This window comes from Parasutterella secunda (assembly GCF_016901835.1).
GTDB classification, from domain to species: domain Bacteria; phylum Pseudomonadota; class Gammaproteobacteria; order Burkholderiales; family Burkholderiaceae_F; genus Aphodousia; species Aphodousia faecavium.
Genome location: NZ_JACJKX010000010.1, coordinates 16,910 through 32,801 on the forward strand (window position 1 = coordinate 16,910; position 15,892 = coordinate 32,801).

Genomic DNA, 15,892 nt, shown 5'->3' on the forward strand with positions numbered 1-15,892 from the left:
TTTCCGGCTGAACTTTTCAGTGCTCATTCTTCTTTGCTAAAAATTCTTCAAATCCTTTTTGGCGCAGAAGACAGGCTGGGCACTTGCCGCAGCCGTAGCCCCATTCATGGAAATGTTCGTGATCACCCTCGTAACAGGTGTGGGTATTTTTAACGAGAAAGTCAACGAGTTTTTCTCCGCCGATTTCCTGAGCTAATTCCCATGTTTGAGCCTTCGTTTTAAACATTAATGGCGTCAAAATTTCGATGTCCCAATCCATTCCGAGACTGAGAGCCTTTTGCATGGCGTCCATTGTGTCGCGGCGGCAATCCGGATAGCCTGAATAATCGGCTTGGCCGACTCCGGTAATAATGGTGTGAATTTGACTCAGATAAGCTCTTGCAGCGACATAAGTCATGAACATTAAATTGCGTGCCGGTACAAAAGAAGTCGGTAAACCTCGATCACCTTGGGCTGTAATTTCTTTTTGATCGGATGTTAAAGCACTTAAGGCCACTTGACCGAATGTATGCGCATCGATAACGAGATCGCTTGCCAAGTGCTTCGCCAAATGAGGAAACTCAATAGGAATTTTTTCCAGAATTTCACGACGGCATTGCAGTTCGATGCGATTGCGCTGCCCGTAATCGAAGCCGACGGTTTCCACATAATCAAAGTTTTTTAGCGCCCAGAATAAGCACGTCGTGGAATCCTGACCGCCCGAAAAACTGACAATGGCGCGAGTTTGCATGACCAATCCTTTCAATTTGGCAATTCGGTCGTTGAGTCTAACGCATTTTCTGTTCGCTTTCTGTGCTAATCTTCGGGAAAATTTTTGAAAGATTGAGTTTCAATGCAAGACAAGACTGCCGTCATTTTGATGAATACCGGATCGCCTGCGGCTCCTACGGCCGGGGCACTTCGTACTTATCTGAAGGATTTTCTATCCGATCCGCGCATCATTGAGTTGCCGGCCTGGATTTGGCAGCCGATTTTAAGAGGCATTATTTTGCGCACTCGTCCGGCAAAGAGCGCCGAGCGGTATAAAAAGATCTGGATGCCAGACGGATCACCTTTAATGGTTTACAGTCAAAAATTGGTTGAAGCACTCAATGAGCGACTCTCCGGTAATACTACCGTTGCCATGGCAATGAAGGTCGGTGCACCTTCGGTGAAAACGACGGTGCAACGTTTGAAGGGTGAGGGTTATAAACGGTTTATCTTCTTTCCGATGTTTGCTCAGTATTCGACCCAAACAACTGAATCCTGTTTGGATTCTGTCAGAGAAACTGAAAACCTCGATTCAGAAGGTTTCAGTTGGGATTGGATCAAACCGTATTATGATCGGCATGAATTTATTGACATTTTGGCTCAAAAGATAGCATTACAGCGCACGGCCGGAGCACATTTGGTGATGAGTTTTCATGGTATTCCGGTTAAAAGCATTAAAAAAGGCAGCCCTTATGAGCATCAATGTCGGCAAACGGCTTTTGAGATCGCTCGTAAATTGAATTTATCAGAGGGTGAGTACAGCATTGCTTATCAATCCAGATTCGGTAACGATCATTGGTTGCAACCTTATCTGACCGGGCACGTTGAAGAGCTTGTCCGCAAAGGAACTAAGGCAATTGATGTGGTGTGCCTGTCTTTCAGTGTGGATTGTTTGGAGACTCTTGAAGAAATCGGCATTGAATTGAAGGATCACTTCATCCGTGTAGGTGGCGAGAGGTTTAATTTGATTGCCTGTCTAAATGATGATCCTCAAGCCGTTGATTTTTATTTGACTTTGATTGAGGAAAAACTTAACAATCCGTCGTTCTGAAAAGGACTGAGATTTTCCTGTTCAGAAGGTATCAACTTTTTGTCAGAGCAAGACGAAGTATTTTTTAGCTCTCCAAGTCCTTTTTCAAGATATAGTCTGTTTGCCTGTCTTCACCCATGACAAAGGTGTGTGCCGATTTCGTAAAACCCCTTCTTTTTGTAGAAACGAAGGGCGTTTTCATTTTTTTCCCAAACGCCAAGCCAGATGTATTTTTTATGGCGTTCAACTGCGATGCTGACAGCCTTTTGCATTAAATAACCGCCCAAGCCTTGCCCCTGAAATTCGCCGGTTACATAGATTCTTTCCAGTTCCAGAGAATTTGGGTCATTTATATCTGTTTGCGAAGGAGCTTCGTTGACTTTGATATAACCAGCTAATTTTTCACCGCAGTATAGAAAGAAAAATTTTGAGTTCTTATCGGTTAATTCTTCAAGCAGCTTTTCTTTATTAAATGCTCGATGCAGGTATTCCTGCATATTTTCAGAAGTGTTCAGCGCGGCAAACGTTTCGTAGTAGGTTCGGATAGACAATTCACGAAGCGTGTCTAAATCTTCAACGCCGCATAATTTCAAAGAGATATCCATTTAGTTTCCTTCGATTTCGTCAATAGTTACTTCAAGGGATGTGCAATTTCCACTGTTTGTATCTGCTTCAGAAACACTGCATGCAGAGATGCCGATGATACAGTTCTCTAAAGCTCTTAAAGTGAGTTGATCACCGGCTTTAGAAAGAGGCTTGGCTATAACAATCTTCCCATTTTCCTCGACTCTTGTATTCATGAAAAAATTAATCGGCTGAATGATATTGCGGTTTGTTCCAAGTGCTCGGTTAATGTTATCCAGGCAGTTGGAGTGATCGGTGCCGTTTTGATAGAAGAAATCGTACATGGCCTTGCTGCAGGCCGGAAACAGTACGTCATGACATTGCACGTCGTCGTGAACAACTTTAAACATGGGCCGATACAAATTTGAATATAGAACTGTGCCTACACCGATATGCAAAGACTCGTTGCAGTCAATAGTTACTGAGGGAGAAAGGAATTCGTCGTGCGTTCCTTCGATTTCGGAAAAAAAACGGCTACTTGTCCGCCTTCCACATCTTTGATGGTGATAGTTTGTCCTTTTTTAATTTCGATTCGTAATCCACATTTAGGTTCGAGGGTATATCTCTTCAATTCTTAGCTCCGAAATACAATCGACATACTTCTACTCTACGGATGATAGAACAATTTCAGTTTTTGAAAATATGATAGGGAAAAGAAAAAATCCTTCGCTGCGTTTTGCAAGCGAAGGATTTTTTAGTAGCAGATGCTGCAATTAAGCATTCCGGCTCTTGATGAAGTTAGTAAATACTCCCCAACCGATCGGCAAGGATACTTCATCCTGAATGCAGAAATCGCCGCGGTGATGTCCGGGGTGATTGCAACCGTAATAGAAGAAGGCTGCCTTACCGCCATGCTCTTGGACCCGGCGAATCAACATGGTGCAGTCTTCGCTACCTACCTTAGCATTCATGTCCACAACGGATTCAACGCCCGGAACCGAGGCGGCTGACGTCTTAACAGCTTCGACCGCTTCCTCATCACCCTTATAGGTAACAGCTTCACCCATTCGGGTCAGACGATATTGAACTCCGTAAGCGGCGGCCATGCCCTTGACGGTCATTTCTACGTTGGCGGCCATGTAGTCATTGATTTCAGTACTTTCACCGCGAACTTCGAGCTGCATGTAAGCGTGTGGGGCAACAATGTTGCGGCCGACGCCCGAGATGAGTTTGCCGATCTGCACGCGGGTGATGCCTTGGCTGTGGCCTGGTAAAGAGCCTAACGACATGCAGGTAGCCGCGGCACACATCAGAGCGCTGCGGCCTTTTTCAGGTGAACCGGCAGCAGCCTGAATTCCTTCGTATTCCAAGTCAAACTTGGTGGTGGCGAGGTAACCGTGATGCGAGACGCCTACTTGTCCGAGATAGGCACCACAACCGATATGCGCCCCCGCAAACCAATCGACATCGTCGACAATACCCTTGGCAGCCATGGCTGCAGCGCCTCGAACACCTTCTTCGGCCGGTTGAAAGAGTACCTTTACCGTACCGTTGAGACTGTCTTTGTGATCGGCAAGCCAGGCGGCTACGCCGAGCCCCACGGCAGTGTGACCGTCGTGACCGCAGGCGTGTGAAAATCCGGGATATTCCGAACGGTAGTGGCCTTGATTGGCTTCGTGTTCCGGACTGGTCGTCTCTTCAATGGGTAGACAGTCGATATCTACGCGGATGGCGGTTACCGGACCGGGACGGCCGGTTTCCAACACAGCCATGGCACCCGTATAGCCGCCCAAGCGCTTTAAGAATTCTTCCGGCACACCGTGCTCACGAGCACGTTGTTGAGCAGCTTCGGCTGCTTCTTCATTTCTGCCCATGACCGCTTTCGGTTCAATGACTTCAATACCGGCAAGAGCTTTGAGCCCCAATTCTTCCAGACGTTTGACAATAAAGTAGGTGGTTTCAAATTCATTCCATCCGTCTTCTGGATGGGCGTGAAGCCAGCGGCGATCGGCCACCATTTGTTCTTTGTAATTACGTTCAGTCATTTTCTTTTTATCCGTTTAAAGTTCAAAGATGAAGCCGAGCAAAATCACGTTGACAATCATCGGAATTGCCATGCGTTTGGAAACTTCCAGGGGACTGGCCTTAATCATGCCGGCAATCACCAGCGTTGCACCGGCAATCGGAGAACACATACGGCCTAAAGCACCCGAGAGCGAGGCAACGACACCCAGGTTGGGAACTTTCATGCCGAATTCGGCGGCAAATGGAGTAACGGCCTGGTTAAAGGCGTGACCTGCGGCGTCGCCGGAACCGGTAAGAACACCCATGAGGAAGGGACCGAAATTAGCAGCCAAAGCAGCGATTTCTTTGGAGTCTTTCAATTGAACGATCAAAGCGTCGATGACACCGGCCGCTTGTAAACCGCCCGCAAAACAGCCAGCAGCAATGATGATGCCCAAAATGTTGGCATAACCCTTACCCATACCGTTGAAGAATTCCTTCGTGAGCTTTTCAGGATTGGCTCTCGTGACCAACAACGTGTAGATCGTACCGTAGATCATGGCTTCGGCCACGCCCATCTTCAAAAACGGAACACAGGTGGCGCCGAGCATTAAGATGACAATCGGAAGGATCGGAGCGATGGCATAGAAGACATTGACATGCTCGGGCAATTCACCGCGTGCATCGCTTGCCACTTCGAAAACTTCACCTTCTTCGTTATCTTTGCGCTTTTTGTAGTCGCGGAACACAAAGATCATGGCTGTGACCATGATGATATTGAGGGCGCAAAGTAAGAGGATTCGCGGTGCAAATTGCACGATCAAATCCATGACTTCCATGTTGGAAATCTTGGCCACCCAAACGTTGTGGCTCGATCCGGGGGATAAAGCAGAAGGAATGATGGAGCCGATAATGGCAGCACCGGCAATGGCCGGTTTAAAACCGGCACGCACCATGAGCGGAATCATGGTCGGACCCAAAGCGGCCGCGCAGCCTGCGGCAGAAGGTATGGCAATGGCTACGCAAGAGGCCACCAACATACAGAAGGGCAGAAGGAAAAAACCGAGCTTGCCCAAGGGTTTCACCAAAAGTCCGACAAAATGCACATCACAGCGCGTCATGGAGACGACGGCGGCAAAGCCCAGTGAGGAGCAAATGGCCATAATCATGGAAGCGTTGGTCATGTTTTTGAGCATGTTGCCCAAAGCAATATGCGGGGCAAAGCTGATGATGCCCATCGCCAGACCGGCGGTGATCAGCACCAGACGCGTTTCCAACCTTTTAAGCAGTGCCGCAATCGTCAGAATGACGATGACAACGGCAGCGATCATCTGAAATGTCATAAGAGTTCTCCAAATGTCTGGAAGTGTTTGAGAGAGCCGTAGCCCTTAAGCAAAAGATCATATTCCTTTTCATCATAAAAGAGACCCTGGTCAGGACCGTAAACTTTGGCTACTTCTATGACAAAACGCACACAGTCGTCAATATCATTGAGGTGAGAAGCACCAGTGGCGCATCCAGGTACCTGAGTCTGTGTGGTAATGGCAACGCCCACACAGGGTGCAGACGTGGCTACGCTTGGCTGAAGGATGGAATTGAGGTGGTACACACCGTTTCCGTAGGGCGTAATATCCTGTTGGGTAAGCGGCAAAACCACGGGCAAGCGCCCTGTGGCAATTTCCATCAAAGACAACAGCGCTTCGCTCGTTCTTAAGATATAGCCTTCTTTGACCGTCGGCGTGATGGCAAAGCCGTTTACGTTGACAATGCGGTTACCTTTTGTGGTGTCTATGCACAAAATGGCATCCATTGCCGGGTCAACCTCTGCACTGTTGCATTCTTGACTGCTGACCGGTGAATCCATGAAGGGAACCGGATCATGAGGACGGGTCGGTGCATGCGGACAGATGTGTGTGGTGACGATGACATCGCCCTTTAACACGTCGCCTCGAAGACGCATTTGTGACAGTTTAGCGGCGCAGGCAGTCGCAGCTAAAGCGCCGTCGCCGTCGCTCGTAAAACCGAGCCGTTCAGGTCTGGCTCCGAGTCCGCCTAAGCGTCCGATAATGCCAAGAGTAGGGTAAGGACCACCTACGGTCTTGCCGGCAGAGCCCGGAATCAAAACCCGGATGAAATCGGTAGAGCCTTTTTCTCCGCTGAGCGTCTGAACCTCAACGCTCAAAGCACCGTTGGCCCGAAGGTAAGTGGCTACTCGTTCACCGTCGACTGTCGGGTCATCGAGCAGGTCCTGTAATTCTATGAGATGTTTGAAAGTCATTCTTTACTCCTTTTTGTTAACAACCATTGTCTGAGTTAATTGTCGGCACCGCTAGTCGGATTCTTATTTGTATTATTATTTATTCCATGGTGGAATAAAGATCGAGCCAAACGGAAAAAATATATGCCATTAATCGCTGAAGATCTTGAAGTGTTTTTAGTTGTTTGTGAGACCAGAAGTTTTTCTTTGGCCGCCCGCAAACTCGCTCTTACCCAGTCGGCAGTGAGCAAAAAAGTTCTTCGTCTGGAAAATACCTTGGGAGTGGATCTTTTTAATCGAACCAAACGTCCGATTGAGCTCACGACAGAGGGTACAGTACTGATGAACGAAGCATTGGTAGCTCGGGAGTCGTTGGAAAGGGTGGCCGGAGAAATCCGGGAAGGAGCGTTTTTGAGACCGGAATTCCGAGTCGGAACCATTGAAAGTTTGGCCAAATGTTTTTTACCGTCCTTCATCACTGAAGTTCGCCAGAACGCCTCTCGCGTCTTGGCAATCACGGGAACCTCGCAATCGTTGATTGACGCGCTTTTGCGTCGAGAGATTGATTTTGCTTTTGTGAGCGACATTTTCTCAGAGATGCGGGGACTGACCCGTCTGAAGGTTTTTGAAGAACGTTCGGTACTTTTGATGCCTTCGGATCTGACAGCCGAGCATAGCGGATCCTGGACTTGGGAAACCATTCGTCTGTGTGGTCTGCCTTACTTGCAATATTTTCGGCAGGGGGGTGCGGGTCGACTCAATGACACCTATATCAGTTTATTGGATATGCAGATTCCTGCCCGAATAGAGGTGGACTCAAGCGCGACGATGATGGCCCTCGTAGCCCAGGGGATGGGATGGACGATTACACGTGCGCTTGCCATTATTCAAAATCCGGAGATTGCCTCGGCTGTCTCGGTTCAACCTTTACCGCCTCCTGAATTGTCACGTCCTTTGTACCTTGTTGCCCGCTCCGATGAGTCTCAACGTCTGATTGACCGTGTCGCAGCCGTCTCGGAAATGATATTTAAAAGAGAAATTGCCCCGGCGCTCAACAGCATTGCTCCGTGGTTGGTGTCTGATTAACTGTTTGATTCTTAATAAATTTTAAAAGGCTCTTGAATTTTTCTGAATCGTCCCCATATCTGAGAGTATCTATTTATTACCCGTAGCGGAGATTGATTCATGCAAGACGAAACGATCAAGGACACTGAAGTCAAGGATCAAAATCAGCAATGCGAATGCCAAAAGTCTGACTGTGAGGCTTGTTCTAAGGAAAGTGAGCCGACGCAGACCGCACAAGCTCAGGAAGAAAACGCTCAAAATACCGCTGAGAAAGAACCCTCCGTGGAAGAGTTGCTTGCAGCAGCTAAGGAAGAGAACGCTAAGTTGCAGGACCTTTATATGCGTGCGTTGGCTGAAGCTGAAAATGCTCGCCGCCGTGCGGAAGAATCTGTTGAAAAGGCCCACAAATTCGGTGTGGAAAAGTTCGCCAAGAACTTATTGCCTGTACTCGACAGTCTTGAAAAAGCTTTGGAATTAAATCAGAACGCCGATGATCCCATGATGCAGGGTGTTCAGGCAACTTATCGCCAGTTTGTCCAGGCAATGGAAAAAAGCGGCATGACAGAGATCAATCCCGTCGGGGAAAAATTTGATCCGACGCGCCACCAGGCTATTGCCATGGTACCTGCCCAGGAAGGTCAGTCAAGCGGCCAAGTGGCTCAGGTCTTTCAACGCGGTTGGTTAATCAGCGATCGCGTGCTTCGCGCCGCTATGGTGAGCGTGGTTCAATAATTAATTGAATATCAATGAAATTTTCAAAGTGTGCAATTATTTGTAAGCGTTACCCTTGAAAGTTTCAACCTCATCCCCATATGGGGGATAGAGCGTCGGGAAAGGTTGAGTAACCTCCCGCCGAAGTAAAGAATTTAAGAGTTTTAAAACGAAGGAATTAAAAATGGCAAAGATTATTGGTATTGACTTGGGTACGACGAACTCTGCCGTAGCCGTCATGGAAGGTGACAAGATTCACGTGATTGAAAACAGCGAAGGCGCTCGTACGACGCCGTCCATCGTTGCCTATATGGACAACGGCGAAGTGCTGGTCGGTGCTACCGCCAAGCGTCAGGCTGTGACCAACCCGAAAAACACGCTCTTTGCTGTGAAGCGTTTGATCGGTCGTCGTTTTGATGACGCAGAAGTACAACGTGACATTTCTTTGATGCCGTTCTCCATCTCCCGTGCTGAAAACGGTGACGCTTGGGTGAGCGTTTTGGACGGCAAGAAGCTTGCTCCGCAACAGGTCTCCGCTGAAGTGCTCCGTAAGATGAAGCAAACCGCTGAAGACTACCTCGGTGAAACGGTTACGGAAGCTGTCATTACGGTTCCAGCTTACTTTAACGACAGCCAACGTCAGGCCACGAAGGACGCCGGTCGTATTGCCGGTCTCGAAGTCAAACGTATTATCAACGAACCGACAGCTGCCGCTTTGGCTTTCGGTCTTGATAAGGCCGGTAAGGGTGATAAGAAGATCGCAGTCTATGACTTGGGCGGCGGCACGTTTGATATCTCCATTATCGATTTGGCTGATGTGGACGGTGACAAGCAATTTGAAGTGCTCTCCACCAACGGTGATACGTTCTTGGGCGGTGAAGACTTTGACCAACGCATCGTTGATTACCTCATCAGCGAATTCAAGAAGGATACCGGTGTTGATTTGAGCAAGGACATCATTGCTTTGCAACGCTTGAAGGACGCTGCAGAAAAGGCCAAGATCGAATTGTCGAGCCGTCAGGAAACTGAAGTGAACCTGCCGTACATTACGGCCGATGCAACGGGTCCGAAGCACTTGAACGTGAATTTGACCCGCGCTAAGTTCGAAAGCATGGTTGAAGATTTGATCAACCGCACGATTGAACCTTGCCGCAAGGCTTTGGCCGATGCCGGTTGCTCCAAGAGCGACATCACGGACGTGATCTTGGTGGGCGGTCAATCTCGTATGCCGAAGGTGCAGGAAACGGTTCGTGAATTCTTCGGTCAGGAACCGCGTAAAGACGTCAACCCTGATGAAGCCGTGGCCATCGGTGCTGCTATTCAAGGTTCCGTCTTGACCGGTGAACGTCATGACGTGCTCTTACTTGATGTGACGCCGTTGACGCTCGGTATCGAAACGTTGGGTGGTGTGATGACCGCTATGATCAAACGCAACACCACGATTCCGACCAAGCACACCCAGGTGTTCTCCACGGCTGAAGACAATCAACCTGCAGTGACCATTAAGGTGTACCAAGGTGAACGTGAAATGGCCGCCAGCAATAAGCTCTTGGGTGAATTTAACCTCGAAGGCATTGCTCCGGCTCCGCGCGGACTGCCGCAGATCGAAGTGACGTTCGATATCGATGCTAACGGCATCTTGCACGTCTCGGCTAAGGATAAGGCCACGGGTAAGGAAAACACTATCACGATTAAGGCTAGCTCCGGCTTGAGCGAAGAAGAAATTCAACGCATGGTCAATGATGCTGAAGCCAACAAGGCAGAAGACCACAAGCGTTTTGAATTGGCACAGTCTCGCAACATCGCCGATGCCTCCATCCATCAGGTTCAAAAGACCTTGAAGGATTTGGGCGATAAGGTTGAAGCTGCCGACCGCATGGCTTGCGAAGACGGTATCAAGAAGGTTGAAGAAGCCATCCGTGGCGAAGATAAGGCCGCGATCGATGCTGCAGTCGAACGTTTGATGAGCGCCGCTCAAAAGATTGGTGAAAAATTAAACGCTCAGGCTCAACAAGCTCAACCGCAACAACAGGAAGCCAAGAAGGCCGATGATGATGTGGTTGACGTGGATGCCAAAGAAAAATAATCCATGAGATTTTGGGGGCTTATGCCCCCAAGCTCGTACCGAACAGGGGTCTCTCGGCGAGGTTCAAGATCGGCGGTGTCGGTGACATCCTGGCTTGAACCTATCGCTTTATCAGAAGGATAAAAAACAACAATGAGCGATCGTGATTATTACGAAGTATTGGGTGTAGATAAAAACGCCAGTGCGGCCGATATTAAAAAAGCCTATCGCCGTTTGGCCATGAAGTATCACCCCGACCGCAATAACGGGGATAAAGAGGCTGAAGCGAAATTTAAAGAAATCGGCGAAGCCTATGAAGTGTTGGGCGACGAACAAAAGCGTGCAGCATACGACCGCTTTGGTAAAGACGCAGTCAATGGTGCGGCCGGTGGTCCTGGCGGATTCGGAGGTTTCGGTCCTGAGGGGTTTGCAGGCGGTTTTGCCAACATGAATGACTTGGGCGATATCTTCAGTGAATTTTTCGGCCAGGGTATGGGAGGCCGTCGTCGCCAACAAAGCGGTCCTCGCGCTCAACAAGGGGCAGACCTTCGTTACGATCTGGAAATTACTCTGGAGCAGGCTGCTAAGGGTTACACCGCTGAGATTCGCGTACCGGTTTGGGAAAAGTGTGATGTCTGTGACGGAACAGGCAGTCGTTCCAAGTCAAAACCGACGACCTGTCCGCACTGCAACGGCACCGGTATGGTGTATGCCAAACAGGGCTTTTTCTCTGTTCAGCAGACCTGTCCCTACTGTCACGGCACGGGCACGGTGATCAGCGATCCTTGCCCCAACTGCGATGGCACAGGCTTTAAGAAGGTCATGAAGACCTTGGAAGTGAAGATTCCTGCCGGTATTAACCAAGGACAGCGGGTACGCCTGCAAGGTAAAGGACAGCCCGGCAAGAACGGCGGTCCGGCAGGCGACCTCTACGTTGAAATCAGCATTAAGCCGCATGAGATTTTCCAACGTGACGGTGATGATCTTCATGTTGAGTTGCCGATTTCATTTGTCACGGCAGCTTTGGGTGGGGACGTGGATGTGCCCGTTTTGGACGGTGAGACGCGTATTACGATTCCCGAAGGGACTCAAAGCGGTAAGGTTTTGCGCCTGCGCGGCAAGGGCATTAAGAGCTTGCGTTCGGGTTACATGGGTGACCTTTATATCCACGTGTTTGTGGAAACACCGGTTAATCTGACCCAAAAGCAAAAAGACCTGCTTCGCGAGTTTGATGAAACCATTTCCAAGCATGGTGAGAAACATTCACCGAAGCATGAAAGCTTCATGGATAAGATGAAGGGTCTCTTCAGTTGATCGGATAGACTCTTTCTCAAAGCTCCTTTCCTAACGGATCGGAGCTTTTTTGTGTCGTTTGAATGCCAGGTGGTAGCCGACAAAGCCGAATACTATTCCTAACAAAGCACCGGCGATGACGTCACTCGGGTAGTGAACGAAAAGGTACAGTCTTGAAAAGCCCATGAGAAAAGCAAGGCAGAGTGCAAAAAGACCGGCTTTCTTATGGCATAAAAATAACGCCGTTGCCGCAGCAAAGGCTGCCGCCGTGTGTCCGGAAGGAAATGAATGGTCACTCAGACAAGCCAAAAGCATATCTTCAGGAACACTCAGATCGCACGGTCTGTCTCGTCCGACTAAGGGTTTGAGTATTAAATTGACGGTGACGAAATCAATCAACAGAGCAAAACTGACGGCAAGCCCCGATCGCCTGAAACCGGAAATAATCAAAAGTAACGCAGCCAGCGCAATCCATATCGCTCCGACGTTTCCAAGCGTCGAGATAAACAGCATGAGATGATCAAGTGTCTCGCTTCGGATTGATTGCAGAAAATGAAGAACAGCAAATTCCATTGATGCTAAAAATGAAAAACCACTCTTGAAGCATAACTCAAAAGTGGTTTTAACTGAGTCAAGACGAACAAAACGTTACGCTTTTTGGGGTTTCGGCAGGATCTTATCGAGATTTTTGATAAAGAGCACGGTCACGTAGGTGATGATACACGTGGCGACGATGAGCTCAAAGTTTGCCAACATTCTCAACTCCCACGCATAAAAGGCTCCGACTTCATATTGACCGACAAGATTACTCATCTTGTATAAAGCCGTGGCACCGATAGCCAACGGGAAAGTAAAGGCTGCGTAACCCGGAGAAAAGGGCAGTCGAAGCAATTTAAATAGGGCAAGGTAAATGGAAACGGTCATCAAAACGGCAATCCCCAGTAAAACCGCACAAAGCAGGGGCGAGGGGTTTTCGACGACTGTCAAGAGACCCGCTAAGGACAAGCTCGCCGGAGCAGCCAGAATGGCAATGGTGGGTTTGGCTGCATCGGGCACCTGTGCATAGAACATGAATCGGTAAATCATGGCGGGCAGCATCACGGCATAAGAGACGATTCCTATGGTTAAAAGGATATGGGCAAATCCGTACCATTCGGGGCCGGGACAGGCCACATCAGCCACGATAATACCCACGGGCGGAATAAACCAACTCGGGACCATATGTTCAATTTGTCGCTCGCGTAATCGGAAAACGATAAAGGCGCATAAAAAGAGCAGGTGAATGACGACGGCGGCAAGCCACAGATACTCACCGATGAGCGGGAAGTAGTTGCCGATGGCTTTGGAGACGACCATAGTGGCCATCGCAAAGGTCGGAACAATGCTGCCTAAAACCGGATGACGCAGATCAGTGATCAACGTATCAATGTGAAAAACGAAGCGGGTGAGTAACAGGCTCAGCAATACCACCGCAATAGCGGCACCGATCAGTTGCCCCCAACCGTTTAAGGCCAAGGCGTTTTCCATCGACCAGCCGAGGCTAGAAATACCCAGAGCAAGACCTGCGACCGGGGTCGGTAAGGCGCGTACACGTTTAATCATCAAAGGATCCTTGCAAAAAAGTTGAGCGATTATATCAGTCGCTTTTTTTCAGTCAAAGAGACGCATTTGCTGAGAGAGGGTATTTTCTCGAATTTCCTGTTCGGTTTTAGAAACAGACAGCCCTAATAGACGAATGCCTGTATCAGGGACGGTGACGTTGTCAAGTAACTTAGCGGCCGCTTGGGTGACGTTTTTGATATTGTCCAAATATTCTTGGCCGCTGCTGCTGCGCGTCAGGGTCGTAAAGTCAGGAAAACGAACTTTTAGAGTCAGTCGTTTACCTTTGAAATTTTGCTTATTGACTCTTCGCACAAGTTCTTCAATGACGCTTTCAAGCGCTTGTTCGATGGCTTTGCCTCGAATGTCTTGACTGAATGTTTCTTCGCACCCGACAGATTTTCTTTCTCTGTAAGTCGTGACTTCGCGATCATCGATGCCACGAACGAAGTTGTAATAGGTCAGTCCGGCTTTACCGAAGAGTTCCGTCAGTCGCGCCAGACTCATCTCACGAAGTTGAGGAGCGGTTTGAATACCTAAAGCGTGCAAACGTTTGGCAGTCGCCGGTCCTATGCCCCAAAAGCTCTCGATAGGGAGCCGGTCAATAAATTCAATGGCCTGATCGGGGTGAATCACACAAAGACCGTCGGGCTTGCGGTAGTCACTGGCAATTTTGGCCAGAAATTTGTTGTAACTGACACCGGCACTGGCGATGAGGCCAAGCTCCTCGCAGATATTTTGTTTGATAAGTTTTGCGATTTCCAGACCTGTAGAGGCACCGATTTTGTTGACGGTAACGTCCAAATAAGCTTCATCAATGGAGACAGGCTCAATAATGTCTGTGTAGCGCTCAAAAATTTCCCGCACCTGTCGCGAAACGGCTTGATAGTGTCGCATACGGGAATGAACAAAAATTAATTGAGGACACAATTCCCGAGCTTTCGATGAGGGCATTGCCGAATGTACCCCGAACTTTCGAGCCTCATAGCTTGCGGTCGCCACAACCCCACGGGCACCTGCGTGACCCACTGCAATGGGTTTACCGCGAAGCGCCGGATGATCACGCTGTTCAACAGAGGCAAAGAATGCATCCATGTCAACGTGAATGATTTTTCGGTAGGTTTTGGAGGTTGTCATCAAATCTGTTAAAGTGCGAACATTTTCAGTTCAATCAGATTGCAAATGTCGAACAATTTTACCTTTAAACAGCGACTCTTATTGGGGTTAACGCTTTTTTCAATGTTTTTCGGAGCAGGGAACCTTATTTTCCCTCCGTATTTGGGTTCTTTAGCCGGCGTGGATATGCCCTGGGCTATGGTCGGTTTTGCCATTACGGCCGTTTGTTTCCCGATTCTGGGGGTGATGACTGTCGCCCGATCGGGCGGCTTGATGATGTTGGCCACTCGCGTTCATCCACAATTTGCGTTTATCTTTACGCTCTTGATTTATCTTTCGATCGGACCTTGCGTGGCGATTCCCCGCACGGCGAGCACCTCATTTGAAATGGCCCTTGCTCCGCTTTTTTCGGCAGGAACCGGTTCATTTTTCGGATTTTCTCCTCTCGTCTGTGCGCAGTTTGTCTATTCGGTGTTCTTCTTTGCACTGGCCGGTCTCATGGCTCTTAAGCCTGAAAAACTTACCCAACGTTTGGGTAAGTTCACCTCTCCGACACTCATTGTCATGATTGCGTTGCTGTTTGTTGCGTGTCTTATCAAACCGATTGCCGGTTATGGTTTGGCCTTGCCTCCTTATGACATCAATGCTTTTGTGCGGGGATTTTTGGAAGGCTATCAGACAATGGATACGCTTGCAGCGCTCAATTTCGGTTTGATTATCGCTTTAAATATTCAGGCGTTGGGGGTGACCAATACCGAAGGAGTTGTTAAAGAGACGGTCAAGGCCGGTTTGATTGCGGGCTTTTTCCTGATCACGATCTACTTGGCGTTGGCCCATATCGGAGCGACAGTAGGGGGAGCTGGTCTGATTACGGAAAACGGTGCTCAGACATTGACCTCCGTAGCCGAAATCCAATTCGGTTCCTGGGGTATTATCCTGTTGGGAATGATCTTTTTTGTGGCATGCCTGAACACCTGTGTGGGGCTTTTGTCGTGTTGCAGCGATTACTTTACAAAGGTGTTTCCGAGCTTGTCCTATCGCGGTTGGCTCCTGGTGTTTGTTCTCTGCAGCATGGTTGTCTCCAATGCCGGTCTGACCCTGATTCTCAAGCTTTCGATTCCCGTTTTAATGGCGATTTATCCGGTCGCACTGATGTTGATTGTTCTGGGCCTGACTCACCAATTTAACCGTCATTACTCTAAAGTTTATCCGCTGACGATCACTTTTACAGCCGTTGTGAGTATCGCCGGAGCCTTAAAGGATGTCGGTTTGGAAATTCCGTTATTGGCTCATCTGCCTTTTTACTCCATCGGTTTGGAATGGATTACTCCTGCTTTGATCGGTTGGGTCATCGGTATTTTTTATTCCAGACGTCCGTCTGACAATTAGTCAGGACATGGAGCGTTTCAAAGAACGGCAGCAGTTTTTTGAGGATTTA

15 protein-coding genes are annotated in these 15,892 nt (G+C 48.7%); 6 read left to right on the forward strand and 9 right to left on the reverse strand.

Going from position 1 to position 15,892, the window contains the following annotated elements; genetic code table 11:
* Positions 1-16 precede the first annotated feature (16 nt).
* Positions 17-730, reverse strand: coding sequence for a 7-cyano-7-deazaguanine synthase QueC (queC, locus tag H5985_RS06145; RefSeq protein ID WP_205050438.1), 714 nt, complete (start codon positions 728-730; stop codon positions 17-19).
* 102 nt (positions 731-832) lie between these two features.
* On the opposite strand from queC, the gene hemH reads away from it, so the two are divergent.
* Positions 833-1,801 carry a ferrochelatase gene (gene hemH, locus H5985_RS06150; protein ID WP_205050439.1) on the forward strand — a complete coding sequence of 323 codons (969 nt, stop codon included), beginning with the start codon at positions 833-835 and terminating at the stop codon, positions 1,799-1,801.
* A 110-nt stretch (positions 1,802-1,911) separates the two neighbouring features.
* On the opposite strand, the gene H5985_RS06155 is transcribed toward hemH, so the two are convergent.
* From H5985_RS06155 to H5985_RS06175, 5 genes are all read right to left on the reverse strand, one after another.
* Positions 1,912-2,385 carry a GNAT family N-acetyltransferase gene (locus H5985_RS06155; RefSeq protein ID WP_239481659.1) on the reverse strand — a complete coding sequence of 158 codons (474 nt, stop codon included), beginning with the start codon at positions 2,383-2,385 and terminating at the stop codon, positions 1,912-1,914.
* A complete protein-coding gene (locus tag H5985_RS06160; RefSeq protein ID WP_205050491.1) occupies positions 2,386-2,862 on the reverse strand; it encodes a DUF1989 domain-containing protein in 477 nt (158 codons plus the stop codon).
* A 255-nt stretch (positions 2,863-3,117) separates the two neighbouring features.
* Positions 3,118-4,389: an amidohydrolase gene (locus H5985_RS06165; protein ID WP_205050440.1), complete on the reverse strand. Its 1,272-nt coding sequence runs from the start codon at positions 4,387-4,389 to the stop codon at positions 3,118-3,120.
* 15 nt (positions 4,390-4,404) lie between these two features.
* Positions 4,405-5,691 (reverse strand): C4-dicarboxylate transporter DcuC, encoded by a 1,287-nt coding sequence (dcuC, locus tag H5985_RS06170; protein WP_205050441.1) that lies wholly within the window; start codon positions 5,689-5,691, stop codon positions 4,405-4,407.
* Positions 5,688-6,626, reverse strand: coding sequence for a DUF1177 domain-containing protein (locus H5985_RS06175; protein ID WP_205050442.1), 939 nt, complete (start codon positions 6,624-6,626; stop codon positions 5,688-5,690). Before H5985_RS06175 ends, dcuC begins: the two co-directional genes overlap by 4 nt.
* Before the next feature lie 123 nt (positions 6,627-6,749).
* On the opposite strand from H5985_RS06175, the gene H5985_RS06180 reads away from it, so the two are divergent.
* From H5985_RS06180 to dnaJ, 4 genes are all read left to right on the forward strand, one after another.
* The gene (locus tag H5985_RS06180) at positions 6,750-7,691 is read left to right on the forward strand and encodes a LysR family transcriptional regulator (RefSeq protein ID WP_205050443.1); all 942 of its coding nucleotides are present in this window, start codon (positions 6,750-6,752) and stop codon (positions 7,689-7,691) included.
* A gap of 99 nt (positions 7,692-7,790) precedes the next feature.
* Positions 7,791-8,402 carry a nucleotide exchange factor GrpE gene (gene grpE, locus H5985_RS06185; RefSeq protein ID WP_205050444.1) on the forward strand — a complete coding sequence of 204 codons (612 nt, stop codon included), beginning with the start codon at positions 7,791-7,793 and terminating at the stop codon, positions 8,400-8,402.
* A 163-nt stretch (positions 8,403-8,565) separates the two neighbouring features.
* Positions 8,566-10,467, forward strand: coding sequence for a molecular chaperone DnaK (gene dnaK / locus H5985_RS06190; RefSeq protein ID WP_205050445.1), 1,902 nt, complete (start codon positions 8,566-8,568; stop codon positions 10,465-10,467).
* A gap of 132 nt (positions 10,468-10,599) precedes the next feature.
* The gene (gene dnaJ / locus H5985_RS06195) at positions 10,600-11,760 is read left to right on the forward strand and encodes a molecular chaperone DnaJ (RefSeq protein ID WP_205050446.1); all 1,161 of its coding nucleotides are present in this window, start codon (positions 10,600-10,602) and stop codon (positions 11,758-11,760) included.
* Positions 11,761-11,790: 30 nt separating this feature from the next.
* Here the strand turns inward: dnaJ and H5985_RS06200 are convergent, their stop codons facing one another.
* The 3 genes from H5985_RS06200 to dinB form a co-directional block, all read right to left on the reverse strand.
* Entirely contained in the window at positions 11,791-12,252 is a 462-nt protein-coding gene (locus H5985_RS06200; RefSeq protein ID WP_205050447.1) for a phosphatase PAP2 family protein, read from the reverse strand.
* A gap of 135 nt (positions 12,253-12,387) precedes the next feature.
* On the reverse strand, positions 12,388-13,341 hold the full coding sequence (locus H5985_RS06205) for a TDT family transporter (RefSeq protein WP_205050448.1): 954 nt from the start codon (positions 13,339-13,341) through the stop codon (positions 12,388-12,390).
* A gap of 48 nt (positions 13,342-13,389) precedes the next feature.
* Positions 13,390-14,475, reverse strand: coding sequence for a DNA polymerase IV (dinB, locus tag H5985_RS06210; protein ID WP_205050449.1), 1,086 nt, complete (start codon positions 14,473-14,475; stop codon positions 13,390-13,392).
* Positions 14,476-14,520: 45 nt separating this feature from the next.
* Here dinB and brnQ point away from each other — a divergent pair, with 45 nt between their 5' ends.
* Positions 14,521-15,843 carry a branched-chain amino acid transport system II carrier protein gene (gene brnQ / locus H5985_RS06215; RefSeq protein WP_205050450.1) on the forward strand — a complete coding sequence of 441 codons (1,323 nt, stop codon included), beginning with the start codon at positions 14,521-14,523 and terminating at the stop codon, positions 15,841-15,843.
* Positions 15,844-15,892 lie beyond the last annotated feature (49 nt).